Genomic DNA, 17,320 nt, shown 5'->3' on the forward strand with positions numbered 1-17,320 from the left:
GCGCAGCGGTTGTCGAGCGGGTGCAACATCGTTGCGCTCGGTGCCGGCCGTACCGTCCGTCCCGTAACCATGGAGGAATGAATGAGTGCCTACCGGACCGTTGTCGTAGGAACCGATGGCTCCGAGTCGTCACTGAAGGCAGTCGACAGAGCTGCCGCCATTGCCAGTGGCTCGGACGCTCAGCTTGTCATCGCGTGTGCGTATTACCCGGCCGACCCCAAGGACGTGAGCGCTGCTGCTGACGCGCTGGGTAACGAGGCCTATCAGGTCACTGGTTCCGCTCCGACGTACGAGATCCTTCGGACGGCCCGTGAGCGCGCACACGCCCAGGGGGCAAAGGATGTCGTCGAGCGCGCCGTCGTCGGCGCCCCCGTCGAATCGCTTCTCGCTTTGCTCGACGAGGTGAAGGGCGACTTGCTGGTCGTCGGAAATCGCGGATTGAACACGTTGACCGGGCGTCTACTCGGTTCGGTGCCTTCCGATGCGGCGCGCAAGGCGACATCCGACGTTCTGATCGTGCACACCGTTCGCTGACCTACCGGCAGTAGTCGGCCTCGGCCGCATCGACGAACACTTCAGCCAGCTGATCGGCGCTGGGCAGTGTTGTCGATGCGGCCGAGCCGTTTCCGGTGGTGACCATCGGTTCGCTTGCTCCGTTCAGCGATACCGTCCGCAAATTCGCGATGATCATCTCTCGATCCGTGCCGGCCGCGAGCTGCTGGCAGACGCCGTCACCGAGCGCCTGCAACATGTCGTCGGAAAAGGCGGGCTTCACCCCGGTAGACGCGAGCGCCGCCCGCAGGCGTTCGGCCTCGTCTACCGGTTTTTCGGTCGGTGCTGCAGCAACAGCAGCGATGTCGTCGCTGCCGGCAGCAGCCGTCGAACTCGAGTCATCCTCCGAACAGCCGGCTGTCACCGCCGCGAGCATCCCGACACCGATCACCACGCGAGCGATCTTGCGGATGGGTGCGGCGGAACTTGCGGGCAGGCCAAGCACGAGGGGTCATTCCTTCAGTAGTCGACACAAATCGGGGTGACACCGCCATTCGTGGTGTCACGCACGAACCTACTCCGTGCGGCTCACGAATCGAAGGCCAACTCTGCTGCCTCGACGCCGTCGAGAACCGTGGGGAGCGACTCGACGTGAATGATGCCGAGCCTCTGGGTAGCTCGGGTCAACGCGACGTAGAGGTCGTTCATTCCGCGTGGTGACTCGTCGAGAATGTCGGCGGGTTCGACGATCAACACGGTGTCGAACTCGAGTCCCTTGACGTCCTTGACCGACAGGACGCTTACAGTCTCACTCGCAAGGCCCGCCAGGTCGGCAACGACCTCGGAACCGGCGATCACTGCGGTAATACCGGGATGCGACTCGGACTCGATGCAACGGCGCACGGTCGATTCCAATTCTTCGGCAGTGGTCTTGAGCGCCCACGGTGCAAATCCGCTGTCTCGTACCGACCGGGGTACGGATTGCTCCGGGTCGATCTCTTCGAGCACACGGTGAGCGACATCCATGATCTCCGAGGGAGTTCGGTAGTTGACGGTCAGTTCGGTGAGCTTCCAGCGCTTGGCGACGTAAGGCTCGAGGATCTTCTGCCAGGACGAGGTTCCCGCGGGATCTCCGGTCTGGGCTGTATCGCCGACCAACGTCATCCAGCGATTAGGTATGCGCCGCATCAGCATTCGCCACGCCATTTCGGAGAGCTCTTGGGCTTCGTCGACGATCACGTGACCGTAGGTCCATGTCCGGTCGCCGGCAGCGCGTTCTGCCGTGGTCTGGCGCTGGCCTTGATCGTGGCGCTGGGCGAGTTGGCTGGCGTCGATCAAGTCGTACGCCATCAAGATCTCGGGATCCATCTCGTCCTCGAGATCCTGGGGTGCAGAGCCGGTGAGGATGTCGAGAGCGCCCTGGGCGTCGGCGATCTGCGCGCGCCATTCACGTTGTGCGCGTTCGCGTTCGGCGGCGTCGTCGACGCCGAGAATCTCGGCCAGTTCGTCGAGCAGGGGAGCATCGGCCGCACTGAAGCCTGGTCCGACGCTCTGCAGAAGCTCGTCGCGTTGGGCGTCGTCGAGTTGCGGCGCTGCCTTGGCCAACCTGGCCGGAGACGTCCACAGTTCGGCGAGGATTTGCTGAGGCGACAATTCGGGCCACAGCTTCGCGATGGCGGACATGATGTCCGGGTCCTCACGCATCTCGTCGCGAATGTCGGCGATGTCGCCCCGACTGAGGAGTGACCCGCCGTCGACGAGGTTTCCACCGATGAGTTCGGCCATCTGCAGTGCCAACGCCTCGATGACTGCTGCTACGAAGATCGGGCGCGCCAGGTTGTGTGGTCGACGCGACGACCGAGCACGACCGCGCGCCTTCGTGACGGTCTTGCGATCGAGCTTCAAGTCGTACGTGTCGAATCGAAGGGTGATCGGCTTCGACGGAACTTCCTGCCGATCCCGGACGGCGTTCTTGAGGACGTCGAGGATCGCGAGGGAACCCTTGATCTCACCGGCGGCGAGGGAATCCGTACGAGTTGCACGCACTCCGGGGTACAAGTCCCCGATCGTCGAGAGCAGAACTCCGGTCTCACCGAGTGAAGGAAGGACCTGGCTGATGTAGTCGAGGAACGTCGCGTTGGGCCCGATGATGAGAACACCGGCCTTGGCCAGTTGCTGGCGGTAGGTGTAGAGCAAGAATGCGGCACGGTGAAGGGCGACTGCGGTTTTGCCGGTACCCGGACCGCCTTGGACCACCAGAACGCTTTTGTGCTCGGAGCGGATGATGGCATCCTGCTCACTCTGGATGGTCTCGACGATGTCGTTCATCTGGCCCGTGCGCGCTGCGTTCAGAGCATCCAGGAGTGCGCTCTCACCGGCGACGCCACCGGCTTCGGTGACCACGCCCGCGGCGCGGGCCGCGTCGAGGTCCAGATACTCGTCGTTGATGCCGGTCACCGTGCGGCTCCGACTGCGGATATGGCGTCGCCGCTTCACACCCTCAGGCGCCGCGGGCGTCGCCAGATAGAACGGGCGCGCCATCGGGGCACGCCAGTCGAGGAGCAGCGTTTCGTAGTCGTTGTCGGTGTCCAGGATTCCGAGACGGCCGACGTAGCGTCGCTCGTCGTCGAAGTCGATGCGACCGAAGCACATTCCGTTTTCGGCTGCGTCGTACTTGGCGAGATCCTCGGTGTACATGGCGTTGAAGGATTCGCGTTCACTGCGTGCTTGCGGGGTGCCGCCGGTCTCGAGGAGGACCGTGCTCAAGCGAGTTTGGGCATACTTTCGAAGATCGTCGAGACGGGAGTACAACATCGTCACGTACTGCTGCTCGAGCTCTTGCTCGGTCAGTGACGGGTCCGCGTCGGGCAAAGGATCTCCTAGGCTTGATTAGAAATTCACGCGCTGCAAAAGGGCCAAGACAGTCTAGTTCCCCCAGATGAACTGCCGCATAGATACAGGTCAGGCCACCCGAAGGTGGCCTGACCGTATTTTTCGAAGCACTCAGTGCGTCAATTCGTCCTTCTTGGCGCGAGCCTTTTCGAGCGCTTTCTCGGCGCGCTTTCGGGCACGCTTACCCAGCACCTCGGTCTGTTCCGACGCGGTTTCGGCCCACTCGTTGCTCTTTTCGAGCGCGAGTTCGGCGAACTCGGAGCTGCGCTTGCTCGCCAGCTCTGCCAGTTCGGCGCTGCGCTCGCGAGCGGTCTCGGCCAGTTCGGAGCCGCGCTTCTGCGCGACTTCGAGGATGTCCGGGCCGCGCTCCTTGGCGACCTCTCCGAATTCCGCGGCACGCTTGCTCGCGATCTCTGCGAACTCGGAGCTGCGCTCCTTGGCAAGTTCGAGCCAATCCGTGCCGTGAGCCTTGGCGGTTTCGGCAAGTTCGGAACCGCGTTCGGACGCCACCGACAAAGCATGCTCGACGCGATCGCTGGTGTGATCGGTCTGCGATGCGACCAACGGAAGTGCCGCGGCGATAGACGCCTGGGCCTTCTTCGCGGCGCGGCGGCCACGCCAGCCGAGCGACGGCTTGCCCTCGGTGTCGACGGAGGCGATCATCAGTCCGCCGAGCAAGCTGACGTTCTTGATGAAGTTGGTGCGCTGCATCGCGCGCAGCGACGGATCGGTCTCGTTCCAGAAGTCGTGACCGGCAAGCGTGGTCGGTACCAGACTTCCCGCGAGCACCAACGACGCGAGCCGCGGCGCCTTGCCGGTGGCCAGCAGGGCACCGCCGCCAATCTGGACAGCGGCGTTGATCTTGACGAGTGTTTCCGGATCAGCAGGCACCTTCTGCGTCACTGCTCCTGGCAGCGTCTCGACGGATTTGTCGATCAGCGGTGACGCTTTGGCTGCTCGCTGAGCAGGGTTGCGCAAAGCATCGATTCCCCCGGCGATGAAGATCGTGGAAAGCAGTGGACGAGCAATTCGACGTACCAGCATGTTTCAAGCCTCCCGATGTAGGTTCGTTTTCCACCCTAGCGATCTCACAAGGAATTGGTCCGTTTCATCGAAGCCGCGGCGCCTCTCGCGGTTGACCGATCAATGACTGCCAACGCCCGCTGTACTGGGTCGATGACTTCGCCACGAATCCCGACACACCGTTGTGAATTATCCGTTACCGCGTATCCGCATACGGCGTGTTCCTGGTTTGCCACACGGGGCTGGCGGGTGACGCGCCCCGGTCCGCGCCGAACGGCCACGGAACCTTCGGGCATCCGTGGGAGCGCACGTTGGAACGTCACCAACCGCGCTCGCGCCACTCCGCCAAGTGCGGGCGCTCGGCGCCGAGTGTCGTGTCCTTGCCATGGCCCGGGTAAACGACGGTGGCGTCGTCGTACCGTCCGAACAGCTTGTTTTCCACGTCGTCGAGCAGGGAAGTGAACTTCTCGGGGTCGGCGGTCTTGCCGACGCCGCCGGGGAAGAGTGAGTCACCGGTGAAGAGGTGAACCTGGCCGCTCGGTTCGGTGAGAGCCAGTGCAATGGATCCGGGAGTGTGTCCGGACAGGTGAATGACGTCGAGGCTCAGGTTGCCAACGGTCACCTTGTCGCCGTCTTCGAGGAGAATGTCCGGGGTGACGGGCAGGACCTCGGCGTCGAGGGGGTGCGCGGCGGTGGGCACCTTCGTGGCGGCGTGGACGTCCTGCAAGGCCAACCAGTGATCGCCGTGCTGGTGGGTGGTGACGATGGAATCGAAAACAGGTGCTTCCTGTTCGATGAGCGCAATGATCTTCTCGGCCTCGTTGGCCGCATCGATCAGGAGAGATTTCCCGGTCGTGGAACAGACGACGAGGTACGTGTTGTTGTCCATGGGGCCGACCGACATCTTCGTGATGACGGCACCGTCGACTGTGCGCCGCTGAGGGGCAGAATCGGGGGAGACCTGTCCGGTGTAGGAGTCGTCGATCACGATGGGCTGATTCGTCATGAATCGCAGGCTACCTTCGAATAGGGGCAGGTAGAGCGATGGGCTCGCTCGGTGAGACAAACGTGTCGGTGGCTCGGCCTACGATGACGATCGCTCGAGGACTCGCGGTTGCGAGGCCACTCGAGCCTTCTCCGGGGTGACGGCCCCAGATGATTGACAATGAAGGGAATTGGTGTGGCGGATCGCCTGATCGTGCGGGGTGCGCGTGAGCACAATCTGCGAGGAGTCGATCTCGACCTCCCGCGAGACAGCCTGATCGTCTTCACCGGGTTGTCCGGCTCCGGCAAGTCCAGCCTCGCGTTCGACACGATCTTCGCCGAAGGGCAGCGCCGTTACGTCGAGTCACTCTCGGCGTACGCGCGTCAGTTCCTCGGTCAGATGGACAAGCCGGATGTCGATTTCATCGAGGGATTGTCGCCGGCGGTGTCCATCGACCAGAAGTCGACCAACCGCAACCCCCGTTCGACGGTGGGCACCATCACCGAGGTGTACGACTACCTCCGACTCCTCTACGCCCGCGCAGGTTCAGCACACTGTCCGGTGTGTGGTGAGAAGATCGCACGTCAGACGCCGCAGCAGATCGTCGACCAGGTGCTCGAGATGGAAGAGGGCATCAAGTTCCAGGTCCTCGCACCGGTGGTCCGTACTCGTAAGGGCGAGTTCGTCGATCTCTTCGATCAGCTCAACACCCAGGGCTACTCGCGCGTGCGCGTCGACGGCGTCGTCCATTCGCTGGCCGATCCGCCGAAGCTCAAGAAGCAGGAAAAGCACGACATCGAAGTAGTGGTCGACCGATTGCAGGTCAAGGCGAGCTCGAAGCAGCGCCTGACCGACTCGGTCGAGACCGCACTTCGATTGGCCGAAGGCATCGTGGTCCTCGACTTCGTCGACCGTGAAGAAAATGCACCTGATCGTGAGCGTCGTTTCTCCGAGAAGCTGGCCTGCCCGAATGGCCACGCACTCGCGATCGACGATCTCGAACCGCGCTCGTTCTCCTTCAACTCGCCCTACGGCGCCTGCCCGGAATGCACCGGCCTCGGTATCCGCAAGGAGGTCGACCCGGATCTGGTGGTCCCGGACCCTGATCTGAGCCTCGAAGACGGAGCAATCGCACCGTGGTCGATGGGCCAGAGTTCCGAGTACTTCGGACGCCTGCTGTCCGGCCTCGGCGACATCCTCGGTTTCGACATGAAGACGCCGTGGAACAAGTTGCCGGCGAAGGCCCGCAAAGCGATCCTCGAAGGCAGTGAGGAGCAGGTGCACGTCCGGTACAAGAATCGGTACGGCCGTACCCGTTCTTACTACGCGGAGTTCGAAGGTGTGATGCCCTTCCTGCATCGCCGCCTCGAGCAGACCGAATCCGATCAGATGAAGGAACGCTACGACGGGTACATGCGCGACACTCCGTGCCCGGCGTGTGGTGGGGCGCGCCTGCGCCCGGAAATCTTGTCGGTAACAATCGCGGCGGGAGACTTCGGCAGTAAGTCCATCGCCGAGGTCTGCGAACTGTCGATCTCCGATTGCGCGGACTTCCTGAACAGCCTCACTCTCGGCTCACGCGAGGAGGCAATCGCGGGTCAGGTCCTCAAGGAAGTTCAGGCACGACTCGGTTTCCTGCTCGACGTCGGCCTGGAATACCTTTCCCTCTCGCGTGCCGCGGGCACGTTGTCCGGTGGCGAGGCCCAGCGAATTCGCTTGGCAACGCAGATCGGCTCCGGACTCGTCGGCGTGTTGTACGTACTCGACGAGCCGTCCATCGGCCTGCACCAGCGTGACAACCGGCGACTCATCGAAACCCTGACGCGCCTGCGTGACCTCGGCAACACGCTGATCGTCGTCGAGCATGACGAAGACACGATCCGGACATCGGACTGGGTGGTCGACATCGGACCGTACGCCGGCGAGCACGGCGGCAAGGTCGTCCACAGCGGACCGTACGAAGAACTGCTGACGTGCGAAGAATCCCTGACCGGTGCCTACCTGTCGGGTCGTAACTTCATCGAGGTCCCGGCCATTCGCCGCCCGGTGGACCGCAAACGCCAGGTCACGGTTGTCGGCGCTCGCGAGCACAATCTCGACGGCATCGACGTGAGTTTCCCGCTGGGTGTGCTCACTGCGGTCACCGGTGTCTCCGGTTCGGGCAAGTCGACGTTGGTCAACGACATTCTCGCGACCGTCATGGCAAACAAACTCAACGGTGCACGCCAGGTGCCCGGCCGTCACACACGAATCAACGGTCTCGATCAGCTGGACAAGCTCGTACAGGTCGATCAGTCTCCGATCGGCCGGACTCCACGATCGAATGCGGCCACGTACACCGGTGTGTTCGACAAGATCCGCACCCTGTTCGCGGCCACCACCGAAGCGAAAGTCCGCGGTTACCAGCCCGGCCGATTCTCGTTCAACGTCAAGGGTGGACGCTGCGAGGCGTGCTCCGGCGACGGAACGCTGAAGATCGAGATGAACTTCCTGCCGGACGTGTATGTGCCCTGCGAGGTGTGCCACGGCGCTCGGTACAACCGCGAAACGCTCGAGGTTCACTACAAGGGCAAGTCGATCGCCGAGGTTCTCGACATGCCGATCGAGGAAGCTGCCGAGTTCTTCCAGCCGGTCACCTCTATTCACCGGTACCTCAAGACTCTGGTCGACGTCGGACTGGGCTACGTCCGACTGGGTCAGCCGGCTCCGACCCTGTCCGGTGGTGAGGCGCAGCGCGTCAAGCTGGCCGCCGAATTGCAGAAGCGGTCGACCGGTCGCACCGTGTACATCCTCGACGAGCCCACCACGGGTCTGCATTTCGAGGACATCCGCAAGCTCCTGATCGTGATCAACGGTCTGGTCGACAAGGGCAACAGCGTGATCGTGATCGAGCACAACCTCGACGTGATCAAGACATCCGACTGGGTCGTCGACATGGGACCCGAAGGTGGATCCGGCGGCGGAACCGTTGTGGCGCAAGGTACTCCGGAAGACGTTGCCGCGGTCCCCGAGAGCTACACGGGCAAGTTCCTCAGTGAGGTCCTCACCGCGCAGCACGCTCCGGCCAAGGCGAAGCCGATTACCAAGAAACGTGCGACGAAGGCAGTTGCAGCGAAAAAGGCGGCACCACGGAAGAAAGCCGCTTCTGTGCGCTAGTAGTACGTGAGCACGTGGAAGTCAGGCAGTGATGCCGGGTCGGAATCGACCCGGCATCACTGCTCTCTCGGTCAGGAAGAGGTGGCCTCGAGGATCACCTGGGCGAGCTCTTCGGGGCGCGACCACATCGGCCAATGGCCGGTCGGGAGGTCGACATACGTCACGGGGAGTTTCGCCAATTCGGCGGCCATCGGATGACCCCCGTCGGCCATCTGGGCGATCACTGCGGAGGGGAACGTGCTGCAAACTACGGTCGACGGCACCTGGTAGCGCTTTTCGTTCGTCAGGACGATCGGCTCACGCGCGGGCCCGGCCGGTTCGGGGACCGCATTGGCGCGGAACGCCGCGAGAGCTTTCTCGTCGAGTCCCTCGAGGCTGCTGCCGTCTGCTTCGAGTTCCGCCCACGTCGGGAGCGGTATCTCGACGACATCAGCAGCCAGATCCGGTCGCAGCGCCGCGCCGTCGGGCATGGGGCCCGAGTCGGCGTAGACGATCCGAGCGACGCGATCCGGGATGCGATCGGTGACCGCGTATCCCACCGGGCCGGCGCCGCTGTGTACGACCAAGACCGTGCGCTCGTCGGAGGCCGATATGGCGTCGACGACTGCACGGACGTGGGCGTCGAAGGTGACCGCTGATCGATCTGTGTCTACGGCGTCGAGCCCGGGCAGTGTCAGGCTGGTCACGCGGGTATCGGGACGCTCGAGGTGGGGGCGAACTGCATCCCAAGCCCATGAACCGAGCCAGAATCCGGGAACAAGAACGATGTGAGTTTTCATGTGTTCACAGTGCAGTCGGGTTGGTGACAACAGAGTGTCACTGATTATGTCACCGTTTGGTATCGGAATCTGAGACACTTGTAAGTGTGAATCGAGCTGCGAGATTGCATGCTCTCGTCGAGGAACTTCGGCGACAGGGCGATCGAGGAACTACGTGCTCCCGATTGTCCGAGGAATTCGGTGTCACCACCCGGACGATCAAGAGGGATATCGAGACGCTGATGATGGCGGGTGCGGCGATCGAGGCGCGCTCAGGTCCCGGGGGTGGATACCGACTCGTAGGCCGTGCCACTCTACCGCCGGTGAATTTCACTGTTCCGCAAGCGGTTTCGATCGCGTTGGCCTTGACGGCAGCCGGCGACGCTCCGTTTGCGCCTGATGGACGAGCAGCTCTGGCGAAACTGCTCGACGTGATGGACGAGGAGAGTCGTCGCAAGGTCGCCGAACTCGGTGGTCGCGTGTGGATTCGCGGCGACAGCGGGGCTCTGACGGATTCGCGCAGGAACCGGCAGGCGGTAGAGCAGGGTCTCGAACAGAGTCGCGTCGTGTCGTTGCACTACGTCGATGGGGAAGGTTCGGAGACGGTGCGGGCAGTTGAGCCGCACATTCTGGCGCAGGACCGTGGGCAGTGGTTTCTTATCGGCTGGTGTCGCCAGCGCGACGCCGTGCGTTGGTTTCGACTCGATCGGATGCGCCGGGCCACGCTGACGAACGACCACTTCACACCACGGGATTCGACCGTCTTCGGACAACCGCCCGAAGACGCTCGGCCTGTTGCGCATGGAAGGTGAGTGGTTCAGTCGATCATGTTGCGGGCTGCGGCAACGGAATCCGTGATCAGTTCGGTCAGAGCGGCCATGTCGACGTCGCTCAGCCGTTTGACGTAGAGGCAACCTTTGCCGACCTTGTGCTTGCCGAGGCGCGCGAGTGTGTCGGTGTAGTCGTCGAAGTTCAGCGACAGGTACAACGTGAGTGCGGTGGCCCTGGGGGAGAACCCGATCAGCGGGGTGTCACCCTCGTGGCCACTCGCATACCGGTAGTGCCGTGCCCCGAATCCGATGATGCTCGAACCCCACATGACAGCAGGCTCGCCGGTCGCGGCCGACAACAAAGAGATCAACTCGACGCTGTCGGCACGCTTGCGGTCGTCGACGCGTGAAATGAATGCGTCGACGTCCTCGGGCGTCGGTTGTGTCTTGTTGGCGGTTGCCAACTCAGTAGACCGGACCGGTGAACTTCTCGCCCGGTCCCTTTCCTGGCTCGTCCGGGTGTGAGGAGGCCTCACGGAATGCGCGCTGCAGGGCTTGGAGGCCTTCGCGGATGGGTCCGGCGTGGGGGCCGAGGTATTCGACCGACGCAGTCACCAGTCCGGCAAGCGCGGTGATGACTCGACGAGCTTCGTCGAGGTCCAGGTAAGGGCTGGAAGACGGGTCGGCGTCGGAGAGGCCGAGTTTTTCGGCAGCCGAACTCATCAGCATCACTGCGGCGCGGCTGATGACCTCGACCGCGGGAACTTCGGAGAGTTCGCGGACGTCGGGATTCGCGCCGTCGGTGTTCTGATCTGTCTCGAAGTTCTCACTCATGGATGAAAGGATTCCATCAGGCCGTGACGGTGTTGAATCGGGCCTCTCCCGGCAACGGGGGGAGCGGCGCCGATTTCATTCATCTCCGGTGACCTGTTAGTCTTGTTGCAACGACCGCCTCCGACTTGTTCGGGGGCAGCAAGTGGAGTCCGACTCCCACCTCTGCGCGGCAGGTAAAACTGCAGTTCAGTGGTTCCGGTCACCTGATTACGAAGATCCTTCTTCGTCAGGTTCCTCGCTCAGTCGAGGAGATAGGTTTCGGCGTGAGCTGGATCTTATGTGATCGGTCGACATCGGGCCCCGCGGATGAGCAATCATCACAGCGGGGCTTTTTTGTTGGGGTGCGGGCGGTACGGGCTGCGTGCGGTCATGAAGACCGCACCGTTCAACCTAGGAGGCCCCATCAGCACTGAGACCCGCATCAACGATCGTATCCGCGTTCCCGAGGTTCGTTTGGTCGGACCTGGCGGCGAACAGGTAGGCATCGTGCGTGTTGAAGATGCACTCCGCTTGGCCCTTGAGGCCGACCTCGACCTGGTCGAGGTAGCTCCTGATGCCCGTCCACCGGTCTGCAAGATCATGGACTACGGCAAGTTCAAGTACGAGGCTGCACAGAAGGCACGTGAATCACGTAAGAACCAGCAGCTGACGGTCATCAAGGAGCAGAAGCTCCGACCCAAGATCGACGACCACGACTACGAGACCAAGAAGCGCAACGTCGTTCGCTTCCTCGAAGCCGGTTCCAAGGTCAAGGTCACGATCATGTTCCGCGGACGTGAGCAGTCACGCCCCGAACTCGGCTACCGCCTTCTGCAGCGTCTGGGAGCAGACGTCGCAGATCTCGGATTCGTCGAAACCTCGGCAAAGCAGGACGGCCGAAACATGACGATGGTCCTGGCACCGCACAAGGGCGCCAAGACTCGCGTCAAGGCGCAGGAGAGCGCTCAGGCGCCAGTGGCTCAGGCTGCTCCGCGTCCGGCTCCGGCCGCACCGGCTTCCAGTGAAGCAGCTCCGGAAGCACCGGCGACCGGCGATGCCGCTCCCGAGGCTCCGGCCAGCTAGTCGATTTCCCAAGATCCACCACGTAACAAGAACTGAGGACTCCATGCCCAAGATGAAGAGCCACAGCGGCGCCTCGAAGCGATTCAAGGTGTCCGGCAGCGGAAAGCTCATGCGCCAGAAGGCCGGCCGTCGCCACCTTCTCGAGCACAAGTCCAGCAGGGTTACCCGTCGTCTCGACGGTGTCGCTGTTGTCAGCCCTGACGACGCTCCGCGCATCAAGCGCATGCTCGGCATCTGAGTCGCCCCCTTACTGACCACCCGGGGTCGTACTTTCAGCCCCTAGATTGACAGGATTTTTCAAGTGGCACGCGTAAAGAGGGCGGTCAACGCCCAGAAGAAGCGTCGTTCAATTCTTGCTGCATCCAGCGGCTACCGTGGACAGCGTTCGCGTCTGTACACCAAGGCCAAGGAGCAGCAGCTCCACTCGCTCACCTACGCGTACCGCGACCGTCGTGCGCGCAAGGGCGAGTTCCGCAAGCTGTGGATCACGCGTATCAACGCTGCAGCTCGCGCAAACGACATCACGTACAACCGCCTCATCCAGGGCCTGCGTCTGGCAGAGGTCGACGTCGACCGCAAGATCCTGGCTGAGCTCGCTGTCTCCGATGCCGAGGCCTTTGCCGGCCTGGTCGCACTCGCGAAGGCCGCTCTGCCGGCCGACGTGAACGCTCCTGCCGGAGAAGCAGCCTGATTCACGCATCACAGCAACGGCCCGTGGACCCGCTCACCGAGCGGACTCCGCGGGTCGTTTCTGCTGTCAAGCTCCTGCGCACAGCAGAACGACGCAAAGCAGGACGTTTCCTCGTCGAGGGCGAGAACTCGGTCACCGAACTGTTGAACGGTGCACTCTCGAACGGCGAGACCCGCCCGGTACACGATCTCTTCTACACAGAGGACGCGGCCGAGCGCTATCAGGACGTCATCGATCGGGCGCTGACCGCTGGAGTTCGTGTTGCTCTTGTCACCGATCGAGCAATCAAAGCTCTGAGCGATACCGTCACGCCGCCCGGCCTCGTTGCCGTCAGCGATCTGCTGGATGTACCGCTGAGCGCAGCCGTCCACCAGGACACCCGCCTGCTCGCAGTGCCGGTCGAGGTCAACGAACCAGGCAATGCCGGCACCGTCATTCGCATCGCCGATGCAGTGGGCGCCGATGCGGCAATCCTCGCTGGTGACAGCGTCGATCCACACAACGGCAAGGTCGTTCGTTCGTCGGCGGGCAGCCTCTTTCACCTCCCGGTCGTCCGCGATCGAGACACGGTGTCGGTGATCGAGCAGATTCGCGCCGCCGGCATTCAAATCCTCGCGACCGCAGCTGACGGTGAAGTCGACCTCGACGAGGCCGACGAGTTGCTGCGCAAGCCGACGGCCTGGCTGTTCGGTAACGAAGCTCACGGTCTCGATCCGGCGATCGCCGCCCAGGCCGATCATCGGGTGCGGATTCCGATCCATGGCCGCGCCGAAAGCCTGAACCTCGCGACAGCGGCCGCAATTTGCCTGTACGCAAGCGCACGAGTGCAAAATCGCGCCACCGATCACGGCTGAAAACGCACGCGAAGACCTCACGGAATCCCATTTGCGGAAGCCTGAGACAATACAAGAGCAGAGACAATGCTCGAGTGAGCTCGAATGCTCGCTCGCAGTACGAGAAGTAACTCGCAGTACAAGAAGTAAGCAGTACGAGAAGTAAACCGAGAAGCGACAGGAGCGTCACAGCCGTGGCCAAAAATGAGGGCGCGACACCGCCGGAGGTCGACGCGAGTGTACTCACCGAAGAGGCGTTGACCGCTGCGGCTGAGAACGCCGAGAAGGCGCTCGCGGACGCCGCTGACCTGGACGCGCTGGCGCACGTCAAGGTGGAGCACCTGGGGGACAAGTCCCCGATCGCCCTCGCTCGCCGGGGACTCGGCAGCCTTCCGGGCAAGGAAAAGGCGGACGCCGGCAAGCGCGTCAACATCTTCCGCACTCGGATCAACAACGCGTACGACGCTCGTCGTGAGGTCCTCCTCGCCGAGCGTGACGCTGCGGTGTTGGTTGCCGAGGCAATCGACGTCACTCTGCCTTCCGATCGCCACCCCGTCGGGGCGCGTCACCCGATCAGCCTGATTTCCGAGCAGGTCGCCGACGTATTCGTCGCCATGGGTTGGGAAGTTGCCGAGGGGCCGGAGGTGGAGACCGAGCACTTCAACTTCGACGCGCTCAACTTCTTGCCGGACCACCCTGCACGCACGATGCAGGACACCTTCCACCTGGCACCCGAGAACTCCCGCCAGGTGCTGCGTACCCACACCTCGCCGGTGCAGGTCCGCACCATGCTCTCGCGTGAGGTGCCGATCTACGTGGTGTGCCCCGGCCGCACGTTCCGCACCGATGAACTCGATGCGACGCACACTCCTGTCTTCTCGCAGGTCGAAGGCCTGGCCGTCGACAAGGGTCTGACGATGGCCAACTTGCGCGGAACTCTCGATGCGTTCGCTCGTGCCCTTTTCGGCCCCGAGACGCGTACCCGTATGCGCCCCAACTACTTCCCGTTCACGGAACCGTCGGCCGAGGTCGACGTCTGGTTCGCGAACAAGAAGGGCGGCGCAGGCTGGGTCGAGTGGGGCGGCTGCGGCATGGTCAACCCGAACGTTCTGCGCGCCAGCGGTATCGATCCCGACGAGTACTCGGGTTTCGCATTCGGCATGGGCCTCGAGCGGACCCTGCAGTTCCGCAACGGCATCCCGGACATGCGTGACATCGTCGAAGGTGACGTGCGTTTCACGCTGCCCTTCGGTGTCGCAGGCTGACCGATCCGGTCCGCGGAACCTTCACAAAGACTTATCGACAAACGAGAGAGCTGAGCAGACGTGCGAGTAGCGCAATCCTGGCTGACCGAGATCCTGCAGCGGGCAACTCCGGACTGGGAGGTGACCCCGGAAGAGTTGGACGCCGGGTTCGTCCGGGTGGGACTCGAAGTCGAGGAACTCGACACACTCGAGGCGATCGACGGCCCGTTGGTCGTCGGCAAGGTCGTCTCCATCACCGAACTGACCGAGTTCAAGAAGCCGATCCGCTTCTGCCAGGTCGAGGTCGGCGAACCCGAGACTCGCGGCATCGTCTGTGGCGCCCGCAATTTCAACGAGGGTGACCTCGTCGTCGTTGCGCTGCCTGGCGCGGTGCTGCCTGGCGGATTCGAAATCGCCACTCGCAAGACGTACGGCCAGGTGTCCGACGGCATGATCTGCTCCGTCTCGGAACTCGGTATCGGCAAAGACCATTCGGGCATCTTGGTGCTCGAGCCCGGTACCGCCGAACCCGGCGCAGACGGCAACGAGTTGCTCGGTCTCGGTGACACGATCATCGAATTGAACATCACCCCTGACCGGGGCTACTGCTTCTCGGTCCGCGGCCTCACCCGCGAACTGGCCTGTGGTTTCGATCTCGAATACGCCGATCCCGCTTCGGTTCCCGCGCATCCGGCCGAGGGTGAAGCCTGGCCGGTGCGTCTCGAACCGGAGTCGAAGGCTTCGCGTTTCGTGATGCGGAAGATCACGGGTATCGATCCCGCGGCAGTGAGCCCGTGGTGGCTGCAGCGTCGACTGTTGCTCTCCGGTGTTCGCCCGATTTCGCCGGCCGTCGACGTCACCAACTACGTGATGCTCGAACTCGGTCAGCCTCTGCACGCGTTCGATGCGACCGCGGTGCAAGGCGAGCTGGTGGTCCGTCGGGCCAAGGCGGGGGAAAAGTTGACGACGCTCGACGACGTCGAACGCACGCTTGATCCCGAAGACGTTGTCATCGCCGACGATTCCGGAGTCATCTCGCTGGCTGCCGTCATGGGCGGCGCCACCACCGAGGTGGGAACGGCTACGACGGACATCCTGCTCGAAGGAGCTACGTGGGACCCGCTCGCAGTCTTCAAGACGGCGCGCCGACACAAGCTGCCGAGTGAGGCGAGCAAGCGCTTCGAGCGCATCGTCGATCCGGCGATTCCGCTCGCAGCGGTCGATCGCGCCGCAGCTCTGCTGGTCGAGATTGCCGGCGGACGGATCGAGCCGGTCCTGACCGACGTAGGCGAAGTCGCCCCTCGCGCTGCCATTCGTCTGGATATCGACCTGCCCGACCGTGTCGCCGGAGTCACCTACCCGAACGGCACCGCTGCTCGCCGCCTCACCCAGGTCGGCTGCAACGTCGAGGTCGGCGTCAGCGAAGGGGGATACGGCCAGTTGGTCGCGACGCCGCCGTCGTGGCGTCCGGACCTGGTGCAGCCCGCGGACCTCGTCGAGGAAGTTCTTCGCCTCGAAGGTCTCGAGCAGATTCCGTCGGTGCTCCCCGCCGCTCCGGCCGGACGCGGATTGACTCCGTCGCAGCGGCGCAAGCGCACGGTCTCGAAGGCTGTGGCTCACGCCGGCTACGTCGAGGTTCTTCCTCCGGTGTTCCTGCCCACCAACGTCTTCGACCTCTGGGGCTTGGACGCGGACGATCCGCGCCGCAACACCAGCAAGGTGCTCAACCCGCTCGAAGCCGATCGTCCGGAGTTGGCGACGACGCTGCTTCCGGGTCTGCTGGAAATCCTGGCTCGTAACGCTTCTCGCGGTCAGCGTGACCTGTCGCTGTACGGCATTGCGCAGGTTGTGTTGCCGGGACCCGACACCAAGCCGGTTGATGCATTGCCGGTGGATCGCCGTCCGACGGACGAGCAGATCGCGAACCTGATTGCGTCGTTGCCGGCTCAGCCGGTTCACATCGCTGCAGTGTTGAGTGGTTTGCGTGAGCCGAGCGGCCCCTGGGGTCCTGGCCGTCCGGCCGAGGCTTCGGACACTTTTGCAGCAGTGCGGGTTATTGCAGCTGCAGCAGGCGTCGAGGTCGAACTGCGTGCGGCGCAGTACCTGCCGTGGCATCCCGGCCGCTGTGCCGAGGTTGTCGTTGACGGCAACGTAGTCGGTCATGCGGGTGAACTGCATCCGGCCGTTCTCGAGCGTGCCGGACTGCCCGCGCGCACCTGCGCACTGGAAATCGACCTCGACGCTTTGCCGTTGGTCGAGAACCTGCCCGCGCCGCGCATTTCGCCGTTCCCCGCGGTGCTCCAGGACGTTGCGGTTGTTGTCGATCGTGACATTCCCGCAGCGAAGGTGCAGGAAGCTCTGCGTTCCGGCGGCGGCGAACTTCTCGAAGACATTCGGCTGTTCGACGTCTTCGAGGGCGAACAGGTCGGTGAAGGCCGCAAGTCCCTGGCGTTCGCCTTGCGATTCCGTGGTGTCGATCGCACGTTGACCGAGGACGAGGCAAGCGCGGCTCGCGACGCAGCGGTCGAGGCTGCCTCGAAGGCCGTCGGTGCGCAGATGCGTGGCTGATTTTTTCAGTTG

At 63.3% G+C, this 17,320-nt stretch carries 16 protein-coding genes; 9 read left to right on the plus strand and 7 right to left on the minus strand.

The window, feature by feature from the left end; translation table 11 throughout:
- Positions 1–81: 81 nt before the first annotated feature.
- Complete coding sequence (locus tag ABWI03_RS28355) at positions 82–534, plus strand: universal stress protein (RefSeq protein WP_003944055.1); 453 nt, start codon at positions 82–84, stop codon at positions 532–534.
- 1 nt (position 535) lies between these two features.
- Here ABWI03_RS28355 and ABWI03_RS28360 read toward each other — a convergent pair whose 3' ends face one another.
- The 4 genes from ABWI03_RS28360 to ABWI03_RS28375 form a co-directional block, all read right to left on the minus strand.
- On the minus strand, positions 536–997 hold the full coding sequence (locus ABWI03_RS28360; RefSeq protein ID WP_095973335.1) for a DUF732 domain-containing protein: 462 nt from the start codon (positions 995–997) through the stop codon (positions 536–538).
- A gap of 83 nt (positions 998–1,080) precedes the next feature.
- A complete protein-coding gene (locus ABWI03_RS28365) occupies positions 1,081–3,363 on the minus strand; it encodes a HelD family protein (RefSeq protein WP_298780664.1) in 2,283 nt (760 codons plus the stop codon).
- Between the two features lie 132 nt (positions 3,364–3,495).
- Complete coding sequence (locus ABWI03_RS28370; RefSeq protein ID WP_003944048.1) at positions 3,496–4,428, minus strand: DoxX family protein; 933 nt, start codon at positions 4,426–4,428, stop codon at positions 3,496–3,498.
- A 298-nt stretch (positions 4,429–4,726) separates the two neighbouring features.
- Positions 4,727–5,413: an MBL fold metallo-hydrolase gene (locus ABWI03_RS28375; RefSeq protein WP_296556385.1), complete on the minus strand. Its 687-nt coding sequence runs from the start codon at positions 5,411–5,413 to the stop codon at positions 4,727–4,729.
- 174 nt (positions 5,414–5,587) lie between these two features.
- Between ABWI03_RS28375 and uvrA the strand changes: the two genes are divergently transcribed.
- Positions 5,588–8,548, plus strand: a complete 2,961-nt coding sequence (uvrA, locus tag ABWI03_RS28380; protein WP_200318120.1) for an excinuclease ABC subunit UvrA — start codon at positions 5,588–5,590, stop codon at positions 8,546–8,548.
- 71 nt (positions 8,549–8,619) lie between these two features.
- Here the strand turns inward: uvrA and ABWI03_RS28385 are convergent, their stop codons facing one another.
- Positions 8,620–9,327 (minus strand): alpha/beta fold hydrolase, encoded by a 708-nt coding sequence (locus tag ABWI03_RS28385; RefSeq protein ID WP_298780660.1) that lies wholly within the window; start codon positions 9,325–9,327, stop codon positions 8,620–8,622.
- A gap of 86 nt (positions 9,328–9,413) precedes the next feature.
- Between ABWI03_RS28385 and ABWI03_RS28390 the strand changes: the two genes are divergently transcribed.
- A complete protein-coding gene (locus ABWI03_RS28390; RefSeq protein ID WP_166812402.1) occupies positions 9,414–10,118 on the plus strand; it encodes a helix-turn-helix transcriptional regulator in 705 nt (234 codons plus the stop codon).
- 5 nt (positions 10,119–10,123) lie between these two features.
- Here ABWI03_RS28390 and ABWI03_RS28395 read toward each other — a convergent pair whose 3' ends face one another.
- Positions 10,124–10,540: a DUF1801 domain-containing protein gene (locus ABWI03_RS28395; protein ID WP_166812404.1), complete on the minus strand. Its 417-nt coding sequence runs from the start codon at positions 10,538–10,540 to the stop codon at positions 10,124–10,126.
- A 1-nt stretch (position 10,541) separates the two neighbouring features.
- Positions 10,542–10,910 (minus strand): DUF1844 domain-containing protein, encoded by a 369-nt coding sequence (locus tag ABWI03_RS28400; RefSeq protein WP_166812406.1) that lies wholly within the window; start codon positions 10,908–10,910, stop codon positions 10,542–10,544.
- A gap of 369 nt (positions 10,911–11,279) precedes the next feature.
- On the opposite strand from ABWI03_RS28400, the gene infC reads away from it, so the two are divergent.
- From infC to pheT, 6 genes are all read left to right on the plus strand, one after another.
- The gene (infC, locus tag ABWI03_RS28405) at positions 11,280–11,972 is read left to right on the plus strand and encodes a translation initiation factor IF-3 (RefSeq protein ID WP_003944008.1); all 693 of its coding nucleotides are present in this window, start codon (positions 11,280–11,282) and stop codon (positions 11,970–11,972) included.
- Positions 11,973–12,015: 43 nt separating this feature from the next.
- Positions 12,016–12,210 carry a 50S ribosomal protein L35 gene (gene rpmI, locus ABWI03_RS28410; protein ID WP_003944043.1) on the plus strand — a complete coding sequence of 65 codons (195 nt, stop codon included), beginning with the start codon at positions 12,016–12,018 and terminating at the stop codon, positions 12,208–12,210.
- Positions 12,211–12,273: 63 nt separating this feature from the next.
- Entirely contained in the window at positions 12,274–12,663 is a 390-nt protein-coding gene (gene rplT / locus ABWI03_RS28415) for a 50S ribosomal protein L20 (RefSeq protein ID WP_003944011.1), read from the plus strand.
- Positions 12,664–12,686: 23 nt separating this feature from the next.
- A complete protein-coding gene (locus ABWI03_RS28420; protein ID WP_298780651.1) occupies positions 12,687–13,517 on the plus strand; it encodes a TrmH family RNA methyltransferase in 831 nt (276 codons plus the stop codon).
- 173 nt (positions 13,518–13,690) lie between these two features.
- A complete protein-coding gene (gene pheS, locus ABWI03_RS28425) occupies positions 13,691–14,761 on the plus strand; it encodes a phenylalanine--tRNA ligase subunit alpha (RefSeq protein ID WP_003944109.1) in 1,071 nt (356 codons plus the stop codon).
- 60 nt (positions 14,762–14,821) lie between these two features.
- Positions 14,822–17,308, plus strand: a complete 2,487-nt coding sequence (pheT, locus tag ABWI03_RS28430; protein WP_298780647.1) for a phenylalanine--tRNA ligase subunit beta — start codon at positions 14,822–14,824, stop codon at positions 17,306–17,308.
- Positions 17,309–17,320: the final 12 nt, after the last annotated feature.

It is taken from the genome of Rhodococcus baikonurensis (assembly GCF_040489275.1).
In the GTDB taxonomy this organism is placed as follows: Bacteria; Actinomycetota; Actinomycetes; order Mycobacteriales; family Mycobacteriaceae; genus Rhodococcus_F; species Rhodococcus_F baikonurensis.

Coding starts and splice junctions, on each gene's coding strand:
- ABWI03_RS28355 (WP_003944055.1), top strand. CDS start 82: ATGAGTGCCTACCGGACCGTTGTCGTAGGAACCGATGGCTCCGAGTCG.
- ABWI03_RS28370 (WP_003944048.1), bottom strand. CDS start 4,428: ATGCTGGTACGTCGAATTGCTCGTCCACTGCTTTCCACGATCTTCATC.
- ABWI03_RS28375 (WP_296556385.1), bottom strand. CDS start 5,413: ATGACGAATCAGCCCATCGTGATCGACGACTCCTACACCGGACAGGTC.
- ABWI03_RS28385 (WP_298780660.1), bottom strand. CDS start 9,327: ATGAAAACTCACATCGTTCTTGTTCCCGGATTCTGGCTCGGTTCATGG.
- ABWI03_RS28400 (WP_166812406.1), bottom strand. CDS start 10,910: ATGAGTGAGAACTTCGAGACAGATCAGAACACCGACGGCGCGAATCCC.
- infC (WP_003944008.1), top strand. CDS start 11,280: ATGAAGACCGCACCGTTCAACCTAGGAGGCCCCATCAGCACTGAGACC.
- rpmI (WP_003944043.1), top strand. CDS start 12,016: ATGCCCAAGATGAAGAGCCACAGCGGCGCCTCGAAGCGATTCAAGGTG.